At 36.2% G+C, this 18,328-nt stretch carries 18 protein-coding genes and 1 pseudogene; 6 read left to right on the top strand and 13 right to left on the bottom strand.

Annotated elements, in window-relative coordinates; genetic code table 11:
* The first annotated feature begins 50 nt into the window (after positions 1-50).
* On the top strand, positions 51-650 hold the full coding sequence (locus AB6N09_RS04635) for an IS5 family transposase (protein WP_411131774.1): 600 nt from the start codon (positions 51-53) through the stop codon (positions 648-650).
* A 242-nt stretch (positions 651-892) separates the two neighbouring features.
* Here the strand turns inward: AB6N09_RS04635 and AB6N09_RS04630 are convergent, their stop codons facing one another.
* The 5 genes from AB6N09_RS04630 to AB6N09_RS04610 all read right to left on the bottom strand — a co-directional run bounded on the left by AB6N09_RS04630 (position 893) and on the right by AB6N09_RS04610 (position 2,768).
* Positions 893-1,144, bottom strand: a complete 252-nt coding sequence (locus AB6N09_RS04630) for a hypothetical protein (RefSeq protein WP_411131773.1) — start codon at positions 1,142-1,144, stop codon at positions 893-895.
* A 30-nt stretch (positions 1,145-1,174) separates the two neighbouring features.
* Positions 1,175-1,426: a hypothetical protein gene (locus AB6N09_RS04625; protein WP_411131772.1), complete on the bottom strand. Its 252-nt coding sequence runs from the start codon at positions 1,424-1,426 to the stop codon at positions 1,175-1,177.
* Between the two features lie 39 nt (positions 1,427-1,465).
* Positions 1,466-1,696 carry a hypothetical protein gene (locus tag AB6N09_RS04620; protein ID WP_411131771.1) on the bottom strand — a complete coding sequence of 77 codons (231 nt, stop codon included), beginning with the start codon at positions 1,694-1,696 and terminating at the stop codon, positions 1,466-1,468.
* A gap of 317 nt (positions 1,697-2,013) precedes the next feature.
* Positions 2,014-2,502, bottom strand: coding sequence for a hypothetical protein (locus tag AB6N09_RS04615; RefSeq protein ID WP_411131770.1), 489 nt, complete (start codon positions 2,500-2,502; stop codon positions 2,014-2,016).
* A gap of 122 nt (positions 2,503-2,624) precedes the next feature.
* Entirely contained in the window at positions 2,625-2,768 is a 144-nt protein-coding gene (locus AB6N09_RS04610) for a hypothetical protein (RefSeq protein ID WP_411131769.1), read from the bottom strand.
* A gap of 135 nt (positions 2,769-2,903) precedes the next feature.
* On the opposite strand from AB6N09_RS04610, the pseudogene AB6N09_RS04605 reads away from it, so the two are divergent.
* Positions 2,904-4,248 (top strand): annotated as a pseudogene (locus AB6N09_RS04605) (phosphomannomutase/phosphoglucomutase).
* 26 nt (positions 4,249-4,274) lie between these two features.
* On the opposite strand, the gene AB6N09_RS04600 reads toward AB6N09_RS04605, so the two are convergent.
* The 4 genes from AB6N09_RS04600 to AB6N09_RS04585 form a co-directional block, all read right to left on the bottom strand.
* On the bottom strand, positions 4,275-6,017 hold the full coding sequence (locus AB6N09_RS04600; protein ID WP_411131768.1) for a type I secretion system permease/ATPase: 1,743 nt from the start codon (positions 6,015-6,017) through the stop codon (positions 4,275-4,277).
* Between the two features lie 175 nt (positions 6,018-6,192).
* Entirely contained in the window at positions 6,193-7,200 is a 1,008-nt protein-coding gene (gene tsaD, locus AB6N09_RS04595; RefSeq protein WP_411131767.1) for a tRNA (adenosine(37)-N6)-threonylcarbamoyltransferase complex transferase subunit TsaD, read from the bottom strand.
* A gap of 71 nt (positions 7,201-7,271) precedes the next feature.
* The gene (locus AB6N09_RS04590) at positions 7,272-8,009 is read right to left on the bottom strand and encodes a WD_0702 family putative metalloprotease (RefSeq protein WP_411131766.1); all 738 of its coding nucleotides are present in this window, start codon (positions 8,007-8,009) and stop codon (positions 7,272-7,274) included.
* Positions 8,010-8,513: 504 nt separating this feature from the next.
* Positions 8,514-10,481: a heme lyase CcmF/NrfE family subunit gene (locus tag AB6N09_RS04585; RefSeq protein WP_411131765.1), complete on the bottom strand. Its 1,968-nt coding sequence runs from the start codon at positions 10,479-10,481 to the stop codon at positions 8,514-8,516.
* Positions 10,482-11,361: 880 nt separating this feature from the next.
* On the opposite strand from AB6N09_RS04585, the gene AB6N09_RS04580 reads away from it, so the two are divergent.
* The 3 genes from AB6N09_RS04580 to prmC all read left to right on the top strand — a co-directional run bounded on the left by AB6N09_RS04580 (position 11,362) and on the right by prmC (position 12,835).
* The gene (locus tag AB6N09_RS04580) at positions 11,362-11,559 is read left to right on the top strand and encodes a hypothetical protein (protein ID WP_411131764.1); all 198 of its coding nucleotides are present in this window, start codon (positions 11,362-11,364) and stop codon (positions 11,557-11,559) included.
* 43 nt (positions 11,560-11,602) lie between these two features.
* A complete protein-coding gene (locus tag AB6N09_RS04575) occupies positions 11,603-11,905 on the top strand; it encodes a hypothetical protein (RefSeq protein ID WP_411131763.1) in 303 nt (100 codons plus the stop codon).
* 90 nt (positions 11,906-11,995) lie between these two features.
* Complete coding sequence (gene prmC, locus AB6N09_RS04570; RefSeq protein ID WP_411131762.1) at positions 11,996-12,835, top strand: peptide chain release factor N(5)-glutamine methyltransferase; 840 nt, start codon at positions 11,996-11,998, stop codon at positions 12,833-12,835.
* A gap of 577 nt (positions 12,836-13,412) precedes the next feature.
* On the opposite strand, the gene AB6N09_RS04565 is transcribed toward prmC, so the two are convergent.
* From AB6N09_RS04565 to AB6N09_RS04550, 4 genes are all read right to left on the bottom strand, one after another.
* On the bottom strand, positions 13,413-14,777 hold the full coding sequence (locus AB6N09_RS04565) for an alanine/glycine:cation symporter family protein (protein WP_411131761.1): 1,365 nt from the start codon (positions 14,775-14,777) through the stop codon (positions 13,413-13,415).
* 118 nt (positions 14,778-14,895) lie between these two features.
* Positions 14,896-15,315: a protein-disulfide reductase DsbD domain-containing protein gene (locus AB6N09_RS04560; protein ID WP_411131760.1), complete on the bottom strand. Its 420-nt coding sequence runs from the start codon at positions 15,313-15,315 to the stop codon at positions 14,896-14,898.
* Positions 15,316-15,714: 399 nt separating this feature from the next.
* Positions 15,715-17,367, bottom strand: coding sequence for a chaperonin GroEL (groL, locus tag AB6N09_RS04555; RefSeq protein ID WP_411131759.1), 1,653 nt, complete (start codon positions 17,365-17,367; stop codon positions 15,715-15,717).
* Positions 17,368-17,468: 101 nt separating this feature from the next.
* Positions 17,469-17,759, bottom strand: a complete 291-nt coding sequence (locus AB6N09_RS04550) for a co-chaperone GroES (RefSeq protein ID WP_411131758.1) — start codon at positions 17,757-17,759, stop codon at positions 17,469-17,471.
* Between the two features lie 308 nt (positions 17,760-18,067).
* Between AB6N09_RS04550 and AB6N09_RS04545 the strand changes: the two genes are divergently transcribed.
* The coding region (locus AB6N09_RS04545; protein ID WP_411131775.1) for an IS110 family transposase at positions 18,068-18,328 on the top strand (261 nt) is incomplete at its 3' end.

Raw genomic sequence — 18,328 nt, 5'->3', positions numbered from 1 at the left:
TCTATTTTCTATAACAAACGGGTTTTTATTGCCCATATGACTGGGTAAAGTTGCAAAATCACACAAATAAAAAATTTTTAAAAAACATAGTTGATAAGAATATTCATAGAAGCGGTGTTGCACGAAGTGGTTGCCAATGGCGGCTCTTGCCGAAAATCTATGGCCATTACAGAAGCGTACATAAACGATTTAAGAGATGGTGCGAAAGGGGTATTTGGAAGAATTTATTGGAGTACACTAAACAAGAGCCAGATTTAGAAGCTGTCATAATCGATGGTACGATCGTTAGAGCACACCAATGTTCAGATGGCTATACAAAAAACTCCAAGGATCAAGAGGCTTTAGGGCAAAGTAAAGGTGGCTTTACGACAAAGACACATGCACTTGTTGATGCACTTGGAAATCCACTGAAATTTACTTTAAATGCTGGTCAAAGAAACGAGATTACACAAGCAGCAACATTAACTGAAAGTGTCTATAATACGACTGTAGTAGCTGATAAAGGCTATGACAGCAATGCTTTTATTACGAGTCTTGAAAGCAAGGGATGTACAGCAGTTATTCCTACGAAGCGTAATCGAAAAGTGCAGAGGGGTTACGATAAACACGTTTATAAAGAGCGTCATTTAATTGAGTGTTTTTTTTGGTAAAATTAAGAACTTTAGGCGTATTTTTTCCAGATTCGATAAAACGGCTGAGGTTTTTATGGGTTTTCTAAATTTTGTCGCGGCTCTTGTATGGCTTCTCTAAAATTTTGTCCACAGAGCCTAGCACTTATTACAATTTCTTAATTATTTTAAATCTTTTTGGTTCAGTTTTTGACCATTCCTTCCTTAACTTAATGGCAGTGACGCTGAGATATCCACAATTGGCAGAGATTACGACAACTAGATCAAGCTTTATGCCGTGATTTTCCTGGATCCTTAGGGGTTAATTCTGTATCTGATAACTTTGTTTCCGGTGGAAATGGTTTTAATTCTGCCACAATAATATTGTGCTCTTTGTCAAAAAAGTCTCGCCCACCATCAGAAGTCAAAATTGTTTGAGTTGACGAAGTAGCAGTAGAACTTTCCTTTTTTTGAATATCTATAGACACTTTTTCTGGCTGTAAAAAATCAAGTCCCTTTGGAACAGGCCAATCCATAATGTTTTGTGGCTGAGCTTCTTGTGTACCCTAGTCTTGTGTTTCAGGTGCTGTAAGTTTAGTCTCAACATAATGCTGTTGTATACTTGCTTGGATTCCTTTACTCTCATGCCTAACTTCAGTTTGAGTTGGTACGGCTGCTGTTTCTCTCTGGCCTTCCTTCTGACGTAATATGTCTTGCAATTGCTCTAGACTCTCTTTTGTAGATTTTAATTTCTCTTGTGTGTCTGTTAGCATACTTTCCTTCTCCTCAAGCTGTTGTTTAAGTCTCTCTATTTCCATTCGGAACTTCTCTTTTAATTCTTCTTTTTCTTTTCTTATCTACTGTATCTGCTTATCTTTTTTCTCATTTACCTCCTCTATTTCAGCTACAAGAGACTTTCCACTAAGTTGTTGGATTGCCTTCTCTAAATTTTCTTTTTGTAGTTGGTTCAATTCTTTAGCCAATTCTTTGCGCTGCAATTGCTCTTCATCCAATCGATCTCTCACATTAGCTAATTCCTTCTCATTTCTTTCCAATTTAGCTTTAAGCTCTATGATCTTCTTTTGCAAAGCTTGATTTTCCTCGACTAATTCCCTTTCCCTTCTATTACTCTCTTCTGCTGTCCTTTGATTAAGCTTTTTTAACTCTGCATTTTCTTTCCTAAGGTACTCGTTTTCTTTCTCTAATTCTTTTACTCTATTCTCTAATCTCTTTACTTTATTCCTTAATTCATTTCTTCTTGTTCATATTCTTCTTCGTCCTCAAAAGAGAAAGAGCTTCTCCGTGAAGAAGTTATAGACGGGTTTTCAAGAGAAGAATACCCACTGCTATCTAGCGTAGGCGACTGCGGTGATGCAAGTGGATTTCGTATAAATGTTTCCTCTTCCTACATTGGCTGATTGCCTACATTCTTGTCCGTACCAATAAAAGCTTCCAATAGAGATTTTCCATTGATAAAAACTTCTTTACTTTGCTCAACTAACTTTAATATTTTACCTTCCTCTTCCTCTGATAATGAACTTGTGAACTTTAAATCACCAAATTTCGGCTCGCCAATCACTTTCAGTATACCACTGAGACCCACTTCTACAGTCATGCTACAACTTATACTATTACCTTCAAAATCCTTAGCTTGCCAGTTGATAGTCATCCCACATGAGCCAGAGCCAGTAAAATTATAATGCCTCTCATTACCATTTTTCTTGCTTGCGGTTATTTGGTTGTCTTCTCCGAGGGATATGTGATAGACCTTACCCTCGCTGCTAGCTCTTAAGATATCACTGATTTTTACTGGTTCTTCTTTATTTTCAAACCTAATGTTGAAGTCATTATCTTTTGTTGAATACGCTAAGAAACTTTGATCCGACAGAGACAATTTAAGTTCCTCATGTGTTGCCTTTATTGACTGCTCGAACCGCTGGAAATCTGCTTCCCATTTTGAGTTTATCTGTTTCCTAACCTCCTCATCTTTGCGTAAAGGACCAATAAGGTACCAGATTAATTTTTCTTTTCTAGTTGCTCTATAGCTTCCTGGAGATTTTTGCTGTCTTTAATAGTCTTCAGTACACTACTTCTTACTGTTTCATCTGCATTTAAACTTTGACTCTCAGCTATAGATACATTTTCGTTTTCCCCTGACATGATTCCATATTTCTAAAAGTATGCTAAAATAGCAATATCTTTAGCTTAAAAATTAATTAACTATGTGAGTGAATAAGGAAGAAACTTGAGCATTTGTTTACAATGTTATATAGTAGTTACTTCAAGAAGTACAGTATGGATAAAACCATTATAAGAAAATACGATATTAGAGGTGTAGTAGGCAAAGACCTGCAGATCAGTGATGGATATGAAGATAGGCAGAAAATTTGGCCAAACTGTAGCTAATGTTTGTGTAGGCTGTGACAACAGAATAGATTCGCCAAGTATAGAAAAAGAATTAATCAGGGGCCTAATTTTATCTGGAGCAAATGTTACACGCATAGGACTGTGCTCTTCGCCTATGCTCTACACTGCAACGCAAATCATGCAGGCAGATCTTGGCATTATGATCACCGCTTCACATAACCCCAGCGAATACAATGGCTTTAAATTTTTCAGCAGTAAGAGAGTTTACTCAGACCAAGAAATGAAGGAAGTTATAAGCAGTCCGATTAAGAACAGTACAAAAATTGGAAGCTCAATTAACATAAATATATATAGTGAGTATATTTGCATATTAAAAGGTGCGCTCAAGAACAACTCTACACAAAAGCTAAAAATAGCCTGGGATTTTGGCAATAGCCCAGCAAGTGGAATTGCGAGGTATATTGAAAAGATCTTACCAGGTCATATAAATATCGTAACCAATAACTCTATAGATGGAACATTTCCACTGCACGACCCAGATCCCATAGAGGAGAAAAATCTCGTTTAATTGATTGATGTTGTAAAGGAAAATAAATGTGATCTTGGTATTGCACTCGATGGTGATGGTGATAGAGTACGCTTAATTGATAACAAAGGCAATGTTGTTTCCAATGACCATTTATTTATGATTTTTGCGCGTGAAGTATTGGAAGAATACCCAGGAAGCAAAGTTATTGCTAATATAAAAATGAGCATGAAAGTGCATGACTTTGTCAGCGGATTAGGGGGGAGAGTAATTGCATGCGCTACTGGGCATTCACTAGTTAAGAAAAAGATGGTAGAGGAAGAGGCAAAATTTGCCGGTGAACTGAGTGGACATTTTTTCTTCTCTGAGCTAGGTTTTGATGACGTACTATATTCTGCTATTAAAGCCATTGACGTTTTACTTAAGAAAAATCAAAGTCTATCTGAGGTGATTGAGGATTTACCAAAATTATATATCACTCATGAAGTGAATGTTGTAGTTAAAGATGAGAAAAAATCTCAAATAATTGAACCAATAAAGAAAACGCTAGAGCAACAAAATATTGCATTCTCAGAGCTCGATGGTATTAAAGTAACCAACAAAGATAATAAAGGTTGGTGGCTCCTTAGAGCATCAAATACACAAAACTGCATTACAGCAAGATGCGAAGGAGAAATCTTAAAAGATTTTGAACTGACTAAAAAGGTCTTGTTTTATTACATTGATAGTATCCGCTCAATGGAGTAGGTGGACAAGGTAGTGTAAAAAAACAACTAACCACTTGCTGAAGAACATTCACCTTCTGCAGTATTTGATGATGGAGCAACCAATTTGCTTAAAATCTCATCTCTCCGTCCCATAGCATAAATGACGCCGTCTGACATGAGGATTACTTTATCAACTACAGATAATAACGGTAGTTTGTGAGTTATGATAATAGTTGTGGTATTTTGCTTTCTTGCAACGTTGATTGCATTAATTAAGCACGCCTCTCCACTACTGTCTAGGTTGGCATTTGGCTCATCAAGTACCAAAAGCTTTGTGTTTCCATAAAAAGCTCTTGCAAGGCCAAGCAGTTGTCTCTGCCCACCAGAAAGTGTCACTCCAAAACTCCCTATCGTTGTATCATACCCATTTGGTAAACTCAGTATTAGTTCATGTATTCCTGCAATTTTTGCTGCTTTGATTATTTCTTCAGGATTTGGGTCTGGTCTCATGCGAGCAATATTGGCTTTGACACTGGTGTTAAATAACTCAATATCCTGAGGTAAGTAACCAACATAATTACCAAAATTTTCTCGATCCCAAGTGTATACATCGGCACCATCTAGCCTGACTACACCAGATATGGGTTTCCATACACCAACTGTTAATTTTGCAATGGTTGATTTACCAGAAGCACTTGCACCAATAACGCCTACCACATCTCCTGGCTCTATAACAAATGATATCCCTTTTATTGTTGGTTTGTTGCTCCCATAAGGAGTAAAAAATACTCTATCAAATTCCAGTCTTCCTTCGGGTTCTGGTAGATCCATAGTTTGTTCTCTTTTTGGTGATGTGAGTATAAGTCTTTGCAGTCTGCCATACGACATTCTGGCCTGATTTAGAAATTTCCAAGTATGAACTGCTGCATCAAATGGAGCCAATACTCTACCCATTAAAATTGAGGCAGCGATGATGCTACCGGCAGTTTTATGGGCTGTAATTGCAAGTAATGCACCTGTTCCAATTACCGATATTTGCAGAGTCGAGCGCAGAAACTTAGTGATTCCAGTAATTACGTTAGAGCGATTTTGTGCTTTGATTTGCATTGCGCGGTTCTGGTCGTTTCGTTTGCACCAACCAGAAACTATGAATTCTGACATACCCATAGCTTCAACCACTTCTGCATTTCTTGTTGCAACATCTATAGCATTGATATTCCGTATAGTTTCTTCGTTGGTTTCTTGCAATATGCGCTTAGTGGCAAGCTCATTCCATATTGCCATAGAGACTAATATAATGATTCCGGCAATAGCTATAAACCCAGTGGAGATATGTATCATAAAGATCACAATAAGGTAAATTAATGACCATGGGGTATCAAATAGTGAAAATATACCATTTCCCATAATGAAATTTTTTATTACCCCAAGATCTCGTAGTGCTTCACCACTGGAAGTTGAGCTTTGCACTGATGTTAGCCTGATTGATCTTACTATCAGGTCTTGTGTTGCAGTTTTATCGATCCAGTCACCAATCTTTGCCATGGCTAGATATCGACAGGTTTCGAGCATTGCAGAACACGCAAACGCGGATAAAGTGATGATTGTCAGCATAACTAGCGTCGATACGCTTTCACTCAATATCACCCGATCAAGCACCTGAGAGGTATAAAGTGGCAGGAATAACATTAATAAGTTGATTCCTGAGCTAAACCAGAAAATGAACCAAAATGCACTTTTACACTTCTCTAAGCAGGTATATAGCGTACTTTGCTTCAATTCCTTTTTTATCAGTGGCGTGATTTCCACAATCTTCCTTTTAACTTGATTACATGCACCATATACAACTTTTATTGCAAAAATATTAACAGCAGCTACTAACTTTAAGTTGATATAATAAAATATTATTATACATAAATAGAAAATATAAACAATGGCAAAAAGAAATAGCTTTCTTTACTGCCTAATTCGGAATGGAAAGTCCTTAATAACTTTCCAATTCCCACTTTGGCCTTGGTGCAAAATTTAGTGAATCCATATAACTCTTCTGTAATTTTTCGATGCCTGTCCAACCAACCATTACTGCATTGTCTGTACATAGGTTGCTTGGAGGAAAAAATACGTTCAAGTTTATGTGTTTCTTTAATTTTTCTCTCAAGAAATTATTTGCTGCAACCCCGCCAGTAATTACAAAATCATTGATTTTGATATTTAAAGATGCAGCCATAATAACCGCATTTTTGACTCTATCAAGTAGTATACTGCTAATACACTCTTGAAATGAAGCGCATACATTACACACATCTTGCTCACTCATTTCAAGTTCTTGCACTAAGTTTTTTACTGCTGTTTTGATTCCAGAAAACGAAAGATCACATCCAGAACGGTTTTTCATTGCCCTTGGAAGTTTAAATCTTGCGCCATCACCTTTTTCAGCTAATTTTTCAATTAGTGGACCTCCAGGATAGCTTAAACCCAGCATCTTAGCAACTTTATCAAACGCTTCACCCAACGAATCGTCTAGTGTTTCTCCAAGTTTAATATATTTACCCACATCCTGTACGATTAAAAATTGGCAATGACCACCTGATATCAATAAGACTAAAAACGGAAATTTGACTTCATATAGTAACCTAATAACTAGTGCATGTGCTTCCAAATGATTAACTGCGATAAATGGTTTTTGTGCTGCATGTGCAATCGCTTTGGCCATCATTGTGCCAACTATTAATCCACCTATGAGCCCTGGTCCTGATGTTGCTGCAATCGCATCCAGATCACAAAAATTAAGGTTAGATTTTTCTATAGCGCTTTTTACTAGACCACTTAAATGCTCCATATGAGCACGTGACGCTATTTCAGGGATTACCCCACCACGTTTTTTGTGTTCTGTTTGAGAAAGAATCTCGTGGGCAAGGACTTGCTTATCACTACTTACAATTGCTGCTGCAGTTTCATCGCAGCTTGTTTCAACAGCTAAGATAGTTTTCACGTATATTCGAGCACTTTAATTATAAAAACTATACTCTAAAATGCCGTGAAAGTTAACTATATTCTGCTAAGTTAATCATCATCTCCAAAGATGGAGCTAATTTTTTTGCCTCCAGGAGAAAATTTATCAGTCCAGCTACTTTGCACTTTGGCCACGTCTTGAATGGCAGTTTTATTGCTGTATTCCTTTATTTTCTTATCTATTCTGTCGATTATTTGTGGGTCTAGGCAGTTCTTTTTCCATTGGTCAGTAACAAGGAATACCCTGTTTAAATCTTGAGTGCGAATTAAGTACTCTTTATCTTTAGGGTAAACCTCCTGAGCCCAAGCAAATAGCTCAAAATAGCGTGCAAATAATTCCGACGCGCGTGATTTTGCAGTCTGATAAGCTTGTATCTCCTTAAATATAACTTGACCAATAATTCTCTGTACAAGAATATTTGCTTGCTTTAGGTTCTGCTCAATATCCTGATAGACTTTATGGAGAAATTCCTGCTCTAGCTTCAGGCTCAGCTCATTTTCAACCATATGTGAAAGTTCATGCACTATAATGTACGGATTTGACCTTCTCAGCACAATAACGTACCTATTTACACCGAAAGATTGAGTTGTCTTACATACTCCTTCTTCCGTATCCATCAGCCCCTCTCGATATATTGCAAATGAGAGCCTATTTCGCTTTATTAGTGATAAAGCAAGGTTTAATGTGTTCCTAAACTTCTCAAATTGGTAGAGATACTCTATATACCGTGTGGTATTTTCACTATTCCCCACTTTAGTAGCTTGCCTTATTAAATTCCTAATTAGCATATTTTATTACTATAGCGATATTTCTGCTTTATACTCGGAAATTGACCCATTACAAAGTGTTTTTAGGGAACTTCATTGTGTATATATAGCCAATACCCACAATGTTCGTACAGTTGTGCGTCACGCGCTGGAATGACACCTTTCTGCCTGGTTCATGAATTGCTTTAGCTATAAATATTTAAGAAATTTACCAAATGAGAAAAAAAGCAAAAGAAATCCCGTGGTAGAAGTTGCTCACTCTCTAATCCTGCAAATTGGCGTTTTTGATGTCTTAAACGACTTATAAGCGCGTTTCAGCTTGTATAGGGAAAAACCTAGAAGTCTAGGTAAAATTAATAAAGACATGAGGTGCACATAGTGCAAAAAATTAAATATAAGACGCCAACCGTGATACTTTCGTCGTTTAATCTGCACAGATTGAAGCTAAATGAATAGCTGCAACACTGCAATAAGAGTAACAGCGGAGGTTGTCAAGTAGTTTTTTTATAATAATATAAAGGAGTCCTATTGAAATCTTCTCAATAAAGGCAGAGCAGCAAGGAGCGAGCCAAAAGTGATGAGGAAGGATCCAAGCCAGATTGCAAGCATTCCAGGTTTATAGTGCACCTTAGTGGCGATCTTGCTCTTACTTTTGTCGATCTCGCCAATTACAACATAAATATCAGAAAATAAATTGTGATAAATACTGCTTTCAACGTTCTTTTGACCTTCCACAAGGTAAAATCTATATTCAGGGGTTACTTCACCTATTACCTTATTATTCAATAAATTCCTGATATCCATTGTTCCTCTCACTGCATAGAGGTTTTTCTTTTTTATCAACTCAATATTTCGTAAAGTGACTTTGAATTTATTGACTGTTATGCTATCCCCTATTTTTAGGTAATTCTCCTTTTTTTCTTGCCAGCCAACTAAGTAGGCTACACCAAGTACCAGAATTGCCACTCCAGCGTGAGCTAGCATCATTGCATAGTAGGACTTGGAAACTCTTTTTGCTAGTAAAATTGATTCACTAAATGCTGCCTTAAATAAGCGAATTCTTTTACTGTACGCTTCCAAAACAAAGACTAATAGTGCTATGGAAATGGTAATTGACAGTACTATTATTAGCTCCATGTGAAAGATAAACGGCAAAATGGCTGCAGCGCTACAAAATGAGAGTCTATATTCACGGAATATTGGCAATAGGCTATTTCCCTGCCAACGGCAGTATTGCCCAATTATCGTAAGGACTAAAATAGCCAGTGCAATAGGATTAAATAAGGAATTATAATACGGTGCTCCAACTGAGATAAGCTCGCCAGTTAAATATTCAAGTATTGTAGGGTATAAAGTACCAACGAATATGACGAAAAAAGCAGTGATGAATAATAAATTGTTTATCAACATCATTGTAAAACGTGAGAAGAATTTTCTGCCCTCTGTCATCTTAGTGGCTTGATTACTTGCTTCTTTTTTTCTGGGTTCCAATGTCAAGCACTGGAATGACACTAAAGATGGACGATTTTTTTTCGTAAATACTACAAATATTGCTAAGCTACTGACTGTAATTACACCGAGTAAAGCTAGTATATACAGTCCATGCTTTGGATCATCAGCAAATGTGTGCACCGAAGCAAGTATTCCAGAGCGGACTAAAAATGTTCCAGTTACACTCAATGTAAAAGTTGTAAGCGCGAGCAAAATGGCAAAGTTTCTTAAAACATTGAAATTTCGTACCACAAGTAGCAGATGTGTCAGCGTCACTGCAACTAGCCACGGCATCAAAGAAACGTTTTCCACTGGATCCCAAAACCAAAATCCACCCCAACCAAGTTCACGATACGCCCACCAACTTCCAAGGCTGATGCCCAAAGTAAGCAGCGACCAAGAAACAAGCACCCAAGGTCTAACAGCTTTAGCCCAAACATTTCCCTCAGCGTTTGCAATGAGTCCAGCTATAGAGAGCGAAAAAGGAACACTAAATCCTAGGTACCCCAAATACAATATCGGTGGATGAATAGCAAGACCTATGTCTTGCAATATTGGATTAAAACCAAGACCATCTGTTTCAACGCTTGGCATTTTAGCAAAAGGATTAGACTCAAATAAAGTGAACAACAAAAAACAAAAGCAAATCAAGCCCTGAGTGATTAAGGATACCTTCTTCAGTTCACTGTTATTATCAATAAAAATGCTCATCAGAAACAAGTAAAAGGCAAGAACTAAGGTCCAAAGTAACATAGACCCTTCTTTATTTCCCCAAACACCACAGATTTTGTAGATCAAAGGCTTTGTTCTATGAGAGTAGTAATATACGTTTTCAAGTGAGAAATCGTCTGTAATGTGACAGTAAACCAAGACAGCCATTGATGCTGATACACAGAAAAATATAGCAGTGGTAACGAACTGATAGGAACTGAGCGGTAGAAATAAATATGTTAAAGACAATAAGCAGGCTACCAATAACAATATATTCCAAAGTTCAGGCATAAACTATAGTTACTTATATGAATAATATTACTAATAACGAGCTAGGAGTTAAAGTTTTAATATAGAAGCAAAACTAGTATGATATACCCATATTTCACAGCTCCAATTACGTTCACAGTAAGTAAAAATTAAATATTAAATTTTATACTTTTATTATAGTGTTGAAGTAATATCATGGGTACAATCAAAGTCAGTAAGTCTCTATTTAATAGAAATAATAAAGTATTAAAACATTATGACGAGCCAATAGTTGAAAAAACCTCTATACCATCTTAGGTTTTAAAGGCAGAGAAGATTTTGAAAATAAGATAAGTAAGTTTGTTGATAAGAAAATTTGGCAATTGTTTGTTGATTGTTTTGCAAGGGAAATAGATTATGTGGCAACTGAGCAAGTTGTAAAATATCGTTTGTAACATCGTCAAGAGTGCTAGCGGTGACGCTTTTACCAAAACTGAGCGCCTAATATTAAATGAAAAGCAGGATAATAAAAAAAGAGAGAAAGCGGTTAGAAAAGCCACTAGTATTCTTAGAAAAGTCAATCCAGAAAAAGCATTCCATGAACTCTCAGTAATAAAGAAGCAAGCTAAGGATTTTTTGCAAATCGATTTTTATAAAGCCCAAAGCAAGCAATTACAGGGATTTACTCCATCTGGTGGACAGCTTTTTGCGGAAACTTTAAAATATATCGAAACACTAGAAAAGCTATTTGCAGTAAAAAAAAGAAGAGCTTATTAAAGACTTCTTATTAAGCCATGTTAGTTCATTCAGTAAAACGTACCCTAAATCACACGGTAAAAGAGAAGATGCTATAGCAATATTATCAAGTAATGAGTTAAAGAATTTTTACGATAAAGGCGTGGAAGAAGGAGTGTTGCAACCAATGGCATCTTACAAAGAATGCAAAAACCTATATGACAAAATGAACCAGGCAAAAAATGAATCCAAAAGTGTAATTGAAAGAAAAGAACAGGAAGAAAATTTGAGGGAAATAGGTAAGTCAATAATCGGAATAATTAACAACATAAAAAAATATAGAGAAGCAATTCTTAACTGTAAACACTTTCAAACCCTTACTTAGAAGAAAAGAGAAGCATCTATTTAGGAGTAAATTATGCCAGAAAATGATCGACATATATCAAGAAAGAATTGCTGGATATCAGGAGCAAATTCGTCAAAACTTAACCCAAATAAGAGAAATATTCAAAAGCATGCCACAAGAAACAAGAAGTCTATGTGGCGTGGAAGAATTCGAGGAATCAATGGATAATATGCATAAAGCAAAGCAGGTTGATGAAAACTTTGATTCAGCTTTATCGAACATACAGAACAAGTTAGATACTCAACTGGAAAAAACGGAAAATCCTTCAAAAGAGCTAGAAGAAGCTTTATACGTCAATAGTAGAACTGAAGTAACTAGGTTATAACCTGTTTGACACTGGAATATGATACAGTTATTCTAAGCTGGAGGTTTTTGCCTCGCTATTCTTGGCTGAAAGAGCCAAATTTTTGAGACGATGAAAACTATCATCACTCTAATTCAAGAGGGATCAGAACTATTATTATCGCATAAAGTTGAGTCACCATGCCTAGACTGTGAAATCATCATGCAGTACGTTCTTGGCGTAGAAAGATCATTCATAATTATGAACCATGCTAATCAGGTGCCTATAGAGAAAGAACAGCTATTTTGGAAATTAACGAAAAAAAGAGCAGAAAGGTATCCGATATCGCAAATAATAGGTAATCGCGAATTCTGGAGCAAAAATTTCATAGTTAATCAGTACGTTTTGGACCCAAGACCAGACAGTGAAACAATAATCTTAGCAGTGTTAAAATACTACCCAAACAAGCAGCAGAAACTAAAAATCGCAGATTTCGGCACAGGCACAGGTTGCTTACTGATATCCGTACTTAGCGAGTATGAACATGCTGTTGGCATCGGTTTTGAAAAAAGCTTGGAAGCATATAAGGTTGCCTGTCAGAACGTAAAAAAGCATAATCTACCTAGCAGAGCTAGAATACTTCCAAGTTCGTGGACAAAGTGCAGAGGCTTGTTTGATCTTATAATTAGCAATCCTCCATATATCAAAAGCAGTAAATTAAAAGACCTGCAAGCAGAAGTGCAAAAAGAACCGAAAATGGCCCTTGATGGCGGTATTGATGGTTTGAGCTGTTACTTGAGTATTTTTCCAATATTGAGAAAGTGCCTTAAAAAGAAGGGGGCTGCAATATTGGAAATAAGCGAAGATCAAAACGATATCGACAAAATAATCCCCTCATATGGATTATCTTTTCAGGAGTATGTATATGACTTGGCGGGAATGAAAAGATGCATTGTTGTGAAACAAAACTAGTTTCTTTCTTCCTGAATTCTAGTATCATCCAACAGAAACAAAAAAAACTACTTGACAACCTTCACCGTTACCCTTTCAATGAGACTGAAGCTATTATTTATCTTCAGTCTGTGCAGATTAAATGACAAAAAAACTTAGCATATTTGGCGTCTCGCGTTTAATTTTTCGCACTATGTGCACTGCATGTCTTTTTAAAACTTCTGTTTTTCAAGCTGAAACGCGCTTATGAGTCGTTTAAGACATCAAAAACGCCAATGTTATAAGATAGATAGTGAATAACTAGCTACTCAGGGTTTCTTTTGCCTTTTTTTTCTGCTTAGTGAATTTCTTAAACGTTTACGGCTAAGGTTAGTTGCATTAAAAAGCAAATAAGTCGCACTTATTAAGCGTTTAGGATAAAAAATGCCAAAATTTCGAAACAAAAGTAGATAACTAGCTGCCACGGGGCTTCTTTTGCTTTTTTTCCCATTTGGTAAATTTCTTAAGCATAAGGATTATGCCAATTTTCGTTATCAAGCAAGATAAATTCGCTAAACCTCTAATCGTAGGGAAACTTTTTAATTTGCCAAAAAAAATATTATTGGTATTTGGTATCAGACGGCAATTTGGCTGACATGTCCAATTTTAAATATCTGCTGCTCATAGTAAAAACTTCTGGATCTTGATAAGTTAGCTTGAGTATAGCGAGTATATTAATAAACAGCAAAGCGGCGATTGAAATATCAGCAACATCCCATAATAACTGGACTTTACCTATCGCGCCAAGTGGAATGATTACGGTAAAAATTACAATCCAGATTTTAGTGTATTTGTCATTCATAGATATATAGCGTATTGTCTGTTTTGAGCAAAAGAACCAAGTAAAAATAGTAGTAAAGGCGAAACAAAACATTATGGCCATGATTAAGTAGTCAATATAATGCCAATTCATAGCTTTTCTAAAAGCAAAGATGCACATGTTAGTGCTCTCTAAATCAGTGATCCAAGAATCTGTGACAAGCAGTACCATCGTTGTAATAAATATTACGAATACAACTATGAAAGGTGATATTATTGTGATTAGGCTCTGTTCAATGATAAATTTATTGTTGTTTTTCTTAGGAACAATTGAAGAGTGTACGATGCCTTCAAGGCCAAGCCCTATATCTGTTGCGAAGATACCTCGCAGGGTTCCTACTTGAATAATAGTCAACATCTCCACAATTAAACCTAGAGATAAACCAAAGCTAAAGCTGTCAGTTGTAAAAAAGCCGTTTGTTATTAGTTTTAGAGAAGGAAGAATATTTTCACTAAACTTAAATAATATAATACCACAAAGCGTTAGGTAACTCACCGTCATTATCGGTATCATAGCTGATATGAAAATTTTAATTTTTTTTAAGCTGAGAGCTGCAACAATAAAAAATATTATGGCCATTGTGATTCCACCAGTAATCACAGGTACATCTATCATGTCAAGTGGTATTGACAGAGAATTTACCTGAACAAGGTTACCAACGGTTATCGAGACTATCATCATAATGACTAGAAACGCAATTGTGGCTTTTCTAGAGTTAAATGCATCAGCCATGTAGGCCATAGGGCCACCTATAAACCTTCCATTTTTTTTCTTTCTGTTTTTTATACTCAGATAACAAGTGACATATTTTATTGCAGAAGTGATAACAACAATTATTGCCATCCATAAAATAGAGCCAGGTCCCCCAGTTTTTAGAGCAACAGCAGTTCCTGAAATATTTCCTACTCCTAAATTTCCCCCTAAAATTGTAAATAGTGCGGCTATAGAAGAAAATTTATTTTCCCCTCTCTTGGCTCCAATGAGTGAAAGAGCGTACGGCAATCTAAATATCTGTAGCCATTTTAGTTTAACTGATAGATAAACACCGGCGATTAGTATAAGTAATATTGTTGGCAGTAATAAAGCAAACTTTACTATATCCATCTACGTGCTAAAGGTAAGCGTTTTGATTTAAGTATACAAAAAAAATTGAAAATACCTAACTTATTGTTCATGAGAAGTCACACTACAAACGCTATATAAGCTAACAGTCTGCCAAACCCTATTTTTCATACCACTCGTTTATGAGTTTACTGGCATCAGAGCCTACAAAGTTCTTTAGTGGTTGCTTAATTTTTATTTCAGCCTTTTTAGGGATGCACCTATCTTTACATATCGCATAATTTATACAAAAGTTAAGGTCAATATACCTTCGGCTTGGAAACATGTTCATTTTGAATGGAAATAATAACATATCTTTGTATATGTTACTGACAAATGTTACTCTTCCTATTTTGTCTTTATGTTCTTTTGGAGTAGGCCAATAAATATCTATATTTGATGTGTTGCCCTTGCAATCAAAAGAAGTGGGAAGACCAAAATCTCCAGTGTCCTTATAATATATATGCCAACCTGATATTATTGTCACCTTTATTGCACCTTCAAGGGTAAGGTTTGCTTCAATTACCTTACCAATAAGCAAATCAAATTTTGCAACTTCTTCGTCAGCATGAAGTTGAGTACAAAAAAAAGCAAAAACAATATTAAATGTGCATGTATTTTCATAAAGGCAGTCCTACCCTATATATATAAAGGAAAAAATTTAGATTTTAGCTATTATAATAAACAATATTATATAAATTATTTATTAATGTAATATTGTACCAATGTAGGGATACCAACCCTAGTGGGCTTCTGCGCTGCTTTTTGTTATTAGATAACCGTAGTATAAAGAAATGAGAAGGATAAGAAAAATAAAAAGTAGTGTCTTTTTGTAAAAAGCACTGCGCGCATTACCTTTAGCACAAATAAAATATGAGATCTTTAAAGACTAGAAGATACCGTGGAGCAAGTGAATTTCTTGCCCCAAGGTTTCATTTACTTAGAATCCATTCATTCCACCCATGCCGCCTGCACCCATAGGAGATGAAGCGCTTTCATCCTTGTTTGGTACATCAACTATCATAGATTCAGTAGTAATCAGTACGCTTGCAACAGATACCGCTGTTTCAAAAGCAACACGGACCACCTTCGCCGGGTCAATAACACCGGCAGTAAATGCGTTAGCATAATTCATAGCCTCAACGTTGTATATAAGCTCTTTATCATTCTGTTTAATCAAATGATCAATTATAACAGCAGACTCAAGACCAGCATTTTTGACTAATCTCTTGATAGGAGCACTGAGGACTTTCTTAATAATATTTATACCTATCTGTTCTTCGTCACTTCCACCTTTTAGCTTATCAAGAACAGATGAAGTGTAAAGAAGTGCAACTCCACCACCTGGAACTATACCTTCTTCGATTGCAGCTCTTGTTGCATGCAGCGCATCCTCAACTCTATCTCTACGCTCTTTAACTTCTACTTCAGTTGCTCCACCAACTTTAAGTACAGCAACGCCACCCGATAATTTTGCTAAACGTTCCCTTAGCTTTTCCTTATCGTAATCGGAAGTTGAAGTTTCAATTTGCGATTTGATCTGTTCGATTCTAGCTTTCACTCTGTCAGAATCGCTATTTTCACTGACAATTGTGGTATTGTCTTTAGTGATTTTAACATTTTTAGCGGTACCAAGATCTTCAAGAGAGAGATCTTCCATCTTGATTCCAAGTTCGTCTTTTATGACGTACTTAGCGCCTGTTAAATCTGCTATATCTTCAAGCATCTCTTTTCTTCTGTCACCAAAGCCTGGAGCTTTTACCGCAGCGACTTTTAAACCACCACGCAGTTTGTTGATAACCAAAGTACTTAGTGCTTCACCTTCAATATTCTCTGCGATAATAAGTAAAGGTCTACCAGACTTAACAACAGCTTCAAGAACAGGAAGTAGAGGTTGGATAATATTCAGTTTTTTTTCTGTAATTAAGAGATATGGATCATCAAGCTCCACAATCATTTTTTCATTGTTCGTAATAAAGTACGGAGAAAGATAACCACGATCAAACTGCATACCAGTAGTAAGCTCAACTTCTAATTCTTTTGAACCCTTACTTTCTTCAACAGTGATCACACCTTCTTTTCCGACCTTTTTAACAGCATCAGCAATGCTACTACCAATATCTCTATCACCATTTGCAGAAATGATAGCAACTTGCGCTACCTCATCTACCTTTTCCAAAGAAATTGTGCGAGACATCGATGCAATTTCCTTTAATACTACATCTTTTGCCTTCTGCATTCCGTTTCTAATGCTAACACGATCATTTCCAGCAGCAATTGATTTTGAAGCCTCTATTATCATGTTGCTAGTTAGTATTGAGCATGTTGTTGTACCATCACCAACTTTATCATTACATTGGGAACAGCTTTGAGCAAAGATGCTTGTTATTGCAGCATTTAATGGTTTTTCAGGCTTGATACCCTTCATTACCTTATAACCATCTTTTGTAATTTCTGGTGCTCCATAGGGCTTGTTAATCCCTACTGTTTTTCCTCTAGGCCCTGCAGTTATTGCTACTGTTGAATCTACTACTGCTGCAACTTCGCGAAAAGCTTCTTGCAACTGCTCGCCTGACACTACTATATTAGTCATTTTTATCACCTCTTGTTAATAAAAAACTTAGAAAACTATAATAAAATTACTTACAATGCACTATGTTGTGCTTTGTTTTAGTTTAGTAAAAATAAAAGCTGCTACTTAACGATAGCAAGTATATCGGACTCTTTCATCACTATAAACTTTTCATCGCAGTGCTCTATCTCCGTACCAGCCCATTGCCGATAAAACACTTTGTCACCGGTTTTTACAGTTAAAGCTATACGCTCACCACTTGAATTGCGTGAACCTTCACCAGTTGCTATGACTTCACCTTTAGTAGGCTTCTTTTCAGCACTCGATGGAAGCACGATTCCACCTTGTTTTTCTTCGCTGATAGGCTTAATCAAAACGCTATCATCCAATACACTTAAGTTTACACTTGACATTTGTTTTTCCTCATCAACAAACTAACTTATAGGCTTATATATGTACTTGTAAGCTGGATTTCAAGGGCTGAGGCTTGTAAAATATTGTAAGTTAAAAACGTGATATAAAAAGATAAGAGAGAAAGATAACCCTACTCACTATAGGAATAGAGTTATCATGGGCGTGTGCGACCGAGAAAAATTGGTATTACAACCGTTCTTATCAAGGTACACTAGCCCTATCTCTCGATACGTTTGAATAGTTGTTTGAGACATATATATATGGACCCGTTTACAATCTTAAATTAACAAAACTATCGAGGTTTATTATTGTTACATCTTATCAAAATTTTATTGGCATTGACATCGGAAAATTTAAAAACGTCGTTGCAATTCACAAACAGAAGAATGCTGTCGCATTTGATAATAATGCTTCTGGTTGGCAACAATTGTTTCAAGAGTTTTCAGATATTCTACCTAATTCTTTAGTGACTTTAGAAAATACAGGGAAATATGAGCTTGGTTTATCACATTTTCTTATTGACAAGAATATTGCCGTGCATCGAGCTAATACTCGTAAAGTAAAAAGC

The sequence above is a fragment of the Wolbachia endosymbiont of Tettigetta isshikii genome, assembly GCF_041154185.1.
GTDB lineage: Bacteria > Pseudomonadota > Alphaproteobacteria > Rickettsiales > Anaplasmataceae > Wolbachia.
This window is presented reverse-complemented; position numbering and strand designations above follow the sequence as displayed.

Coding starts and splice junctions, on each gene's coding strand:
- AB6N09_RS04630 (WP_411131773.1), bottom strand. CDS start 1,144: ATGGATTGGCCTGTTCCAAAGGGACTTGATTTTTTACAGCCAGAAAAA.
- AB6N09_RS04625 (WP_411131772.1), bottom strand. CDS start 1,426: ATGGAAATAGAGAGACTTAAACAACAGCTTGAGGAGAAGGAAAGTATG.
- AB6N09_RS04610 (WP_411131769.1), bottom strand. CDS start 2,768: ATGTCAGGGGAAAACGAAAATGTATCTATAGCTGAGAGTCAAAGTTTA.
- AB6N09_RS04590 (WP_411131766.1), bottom strand. CDS start 8,009: ATGCTAATTAGGAATTTAATAAGGCAAGCTACTAAAGTGGGGAATAGT.
- AB6N09_RS04585 (WP_411131765.1), bottom strand. CDS start 10,481: ATGCCTGAACTTTGGAATATATTGTTATTGGTAGCCTGCTTATTGTCT.
- AB6N09_RS04580 (WP_411131764.1), top strand. CDS start 11,362: ATGGCATCTTACAAAGAATGCAAAAACCTATATGACAAAATGAACCAG.
- AB6N09_RS04575 (WP_411131763.1), top strand. CDS start 11,603: ATGATCGACATATATCAAGAAAGAATTGCTGGATATCAGGAGCAAATT.
- prmC (WP_411131762.1), top strand. CDS start 11,996: ATGAAAACTATCATCACTCTAATTCAAGAGGGATCAGAACTATTATTA.
- AB6N09_RS04565 (WP_411131761.1), bottom strand. CDS start 14,777: ATGGATATAGTAAAGTTTGCTTTATTACTGCCAACAATATTACTTATA.
- groL (WP_411131759.1), bottom strand. CDS start 17,367: ATGACTAATATAGTAGTGTCAGGCGAGCAGTTGCAAGAAGCTTTTCGC.
- AB6N09_RS04550 (WP_411131758.1), bottom strand. CDS start 17,759: ATGTCAAGTGTAAACTTAAGTGTATTGGATGATAGCGTTTTGATTAAG.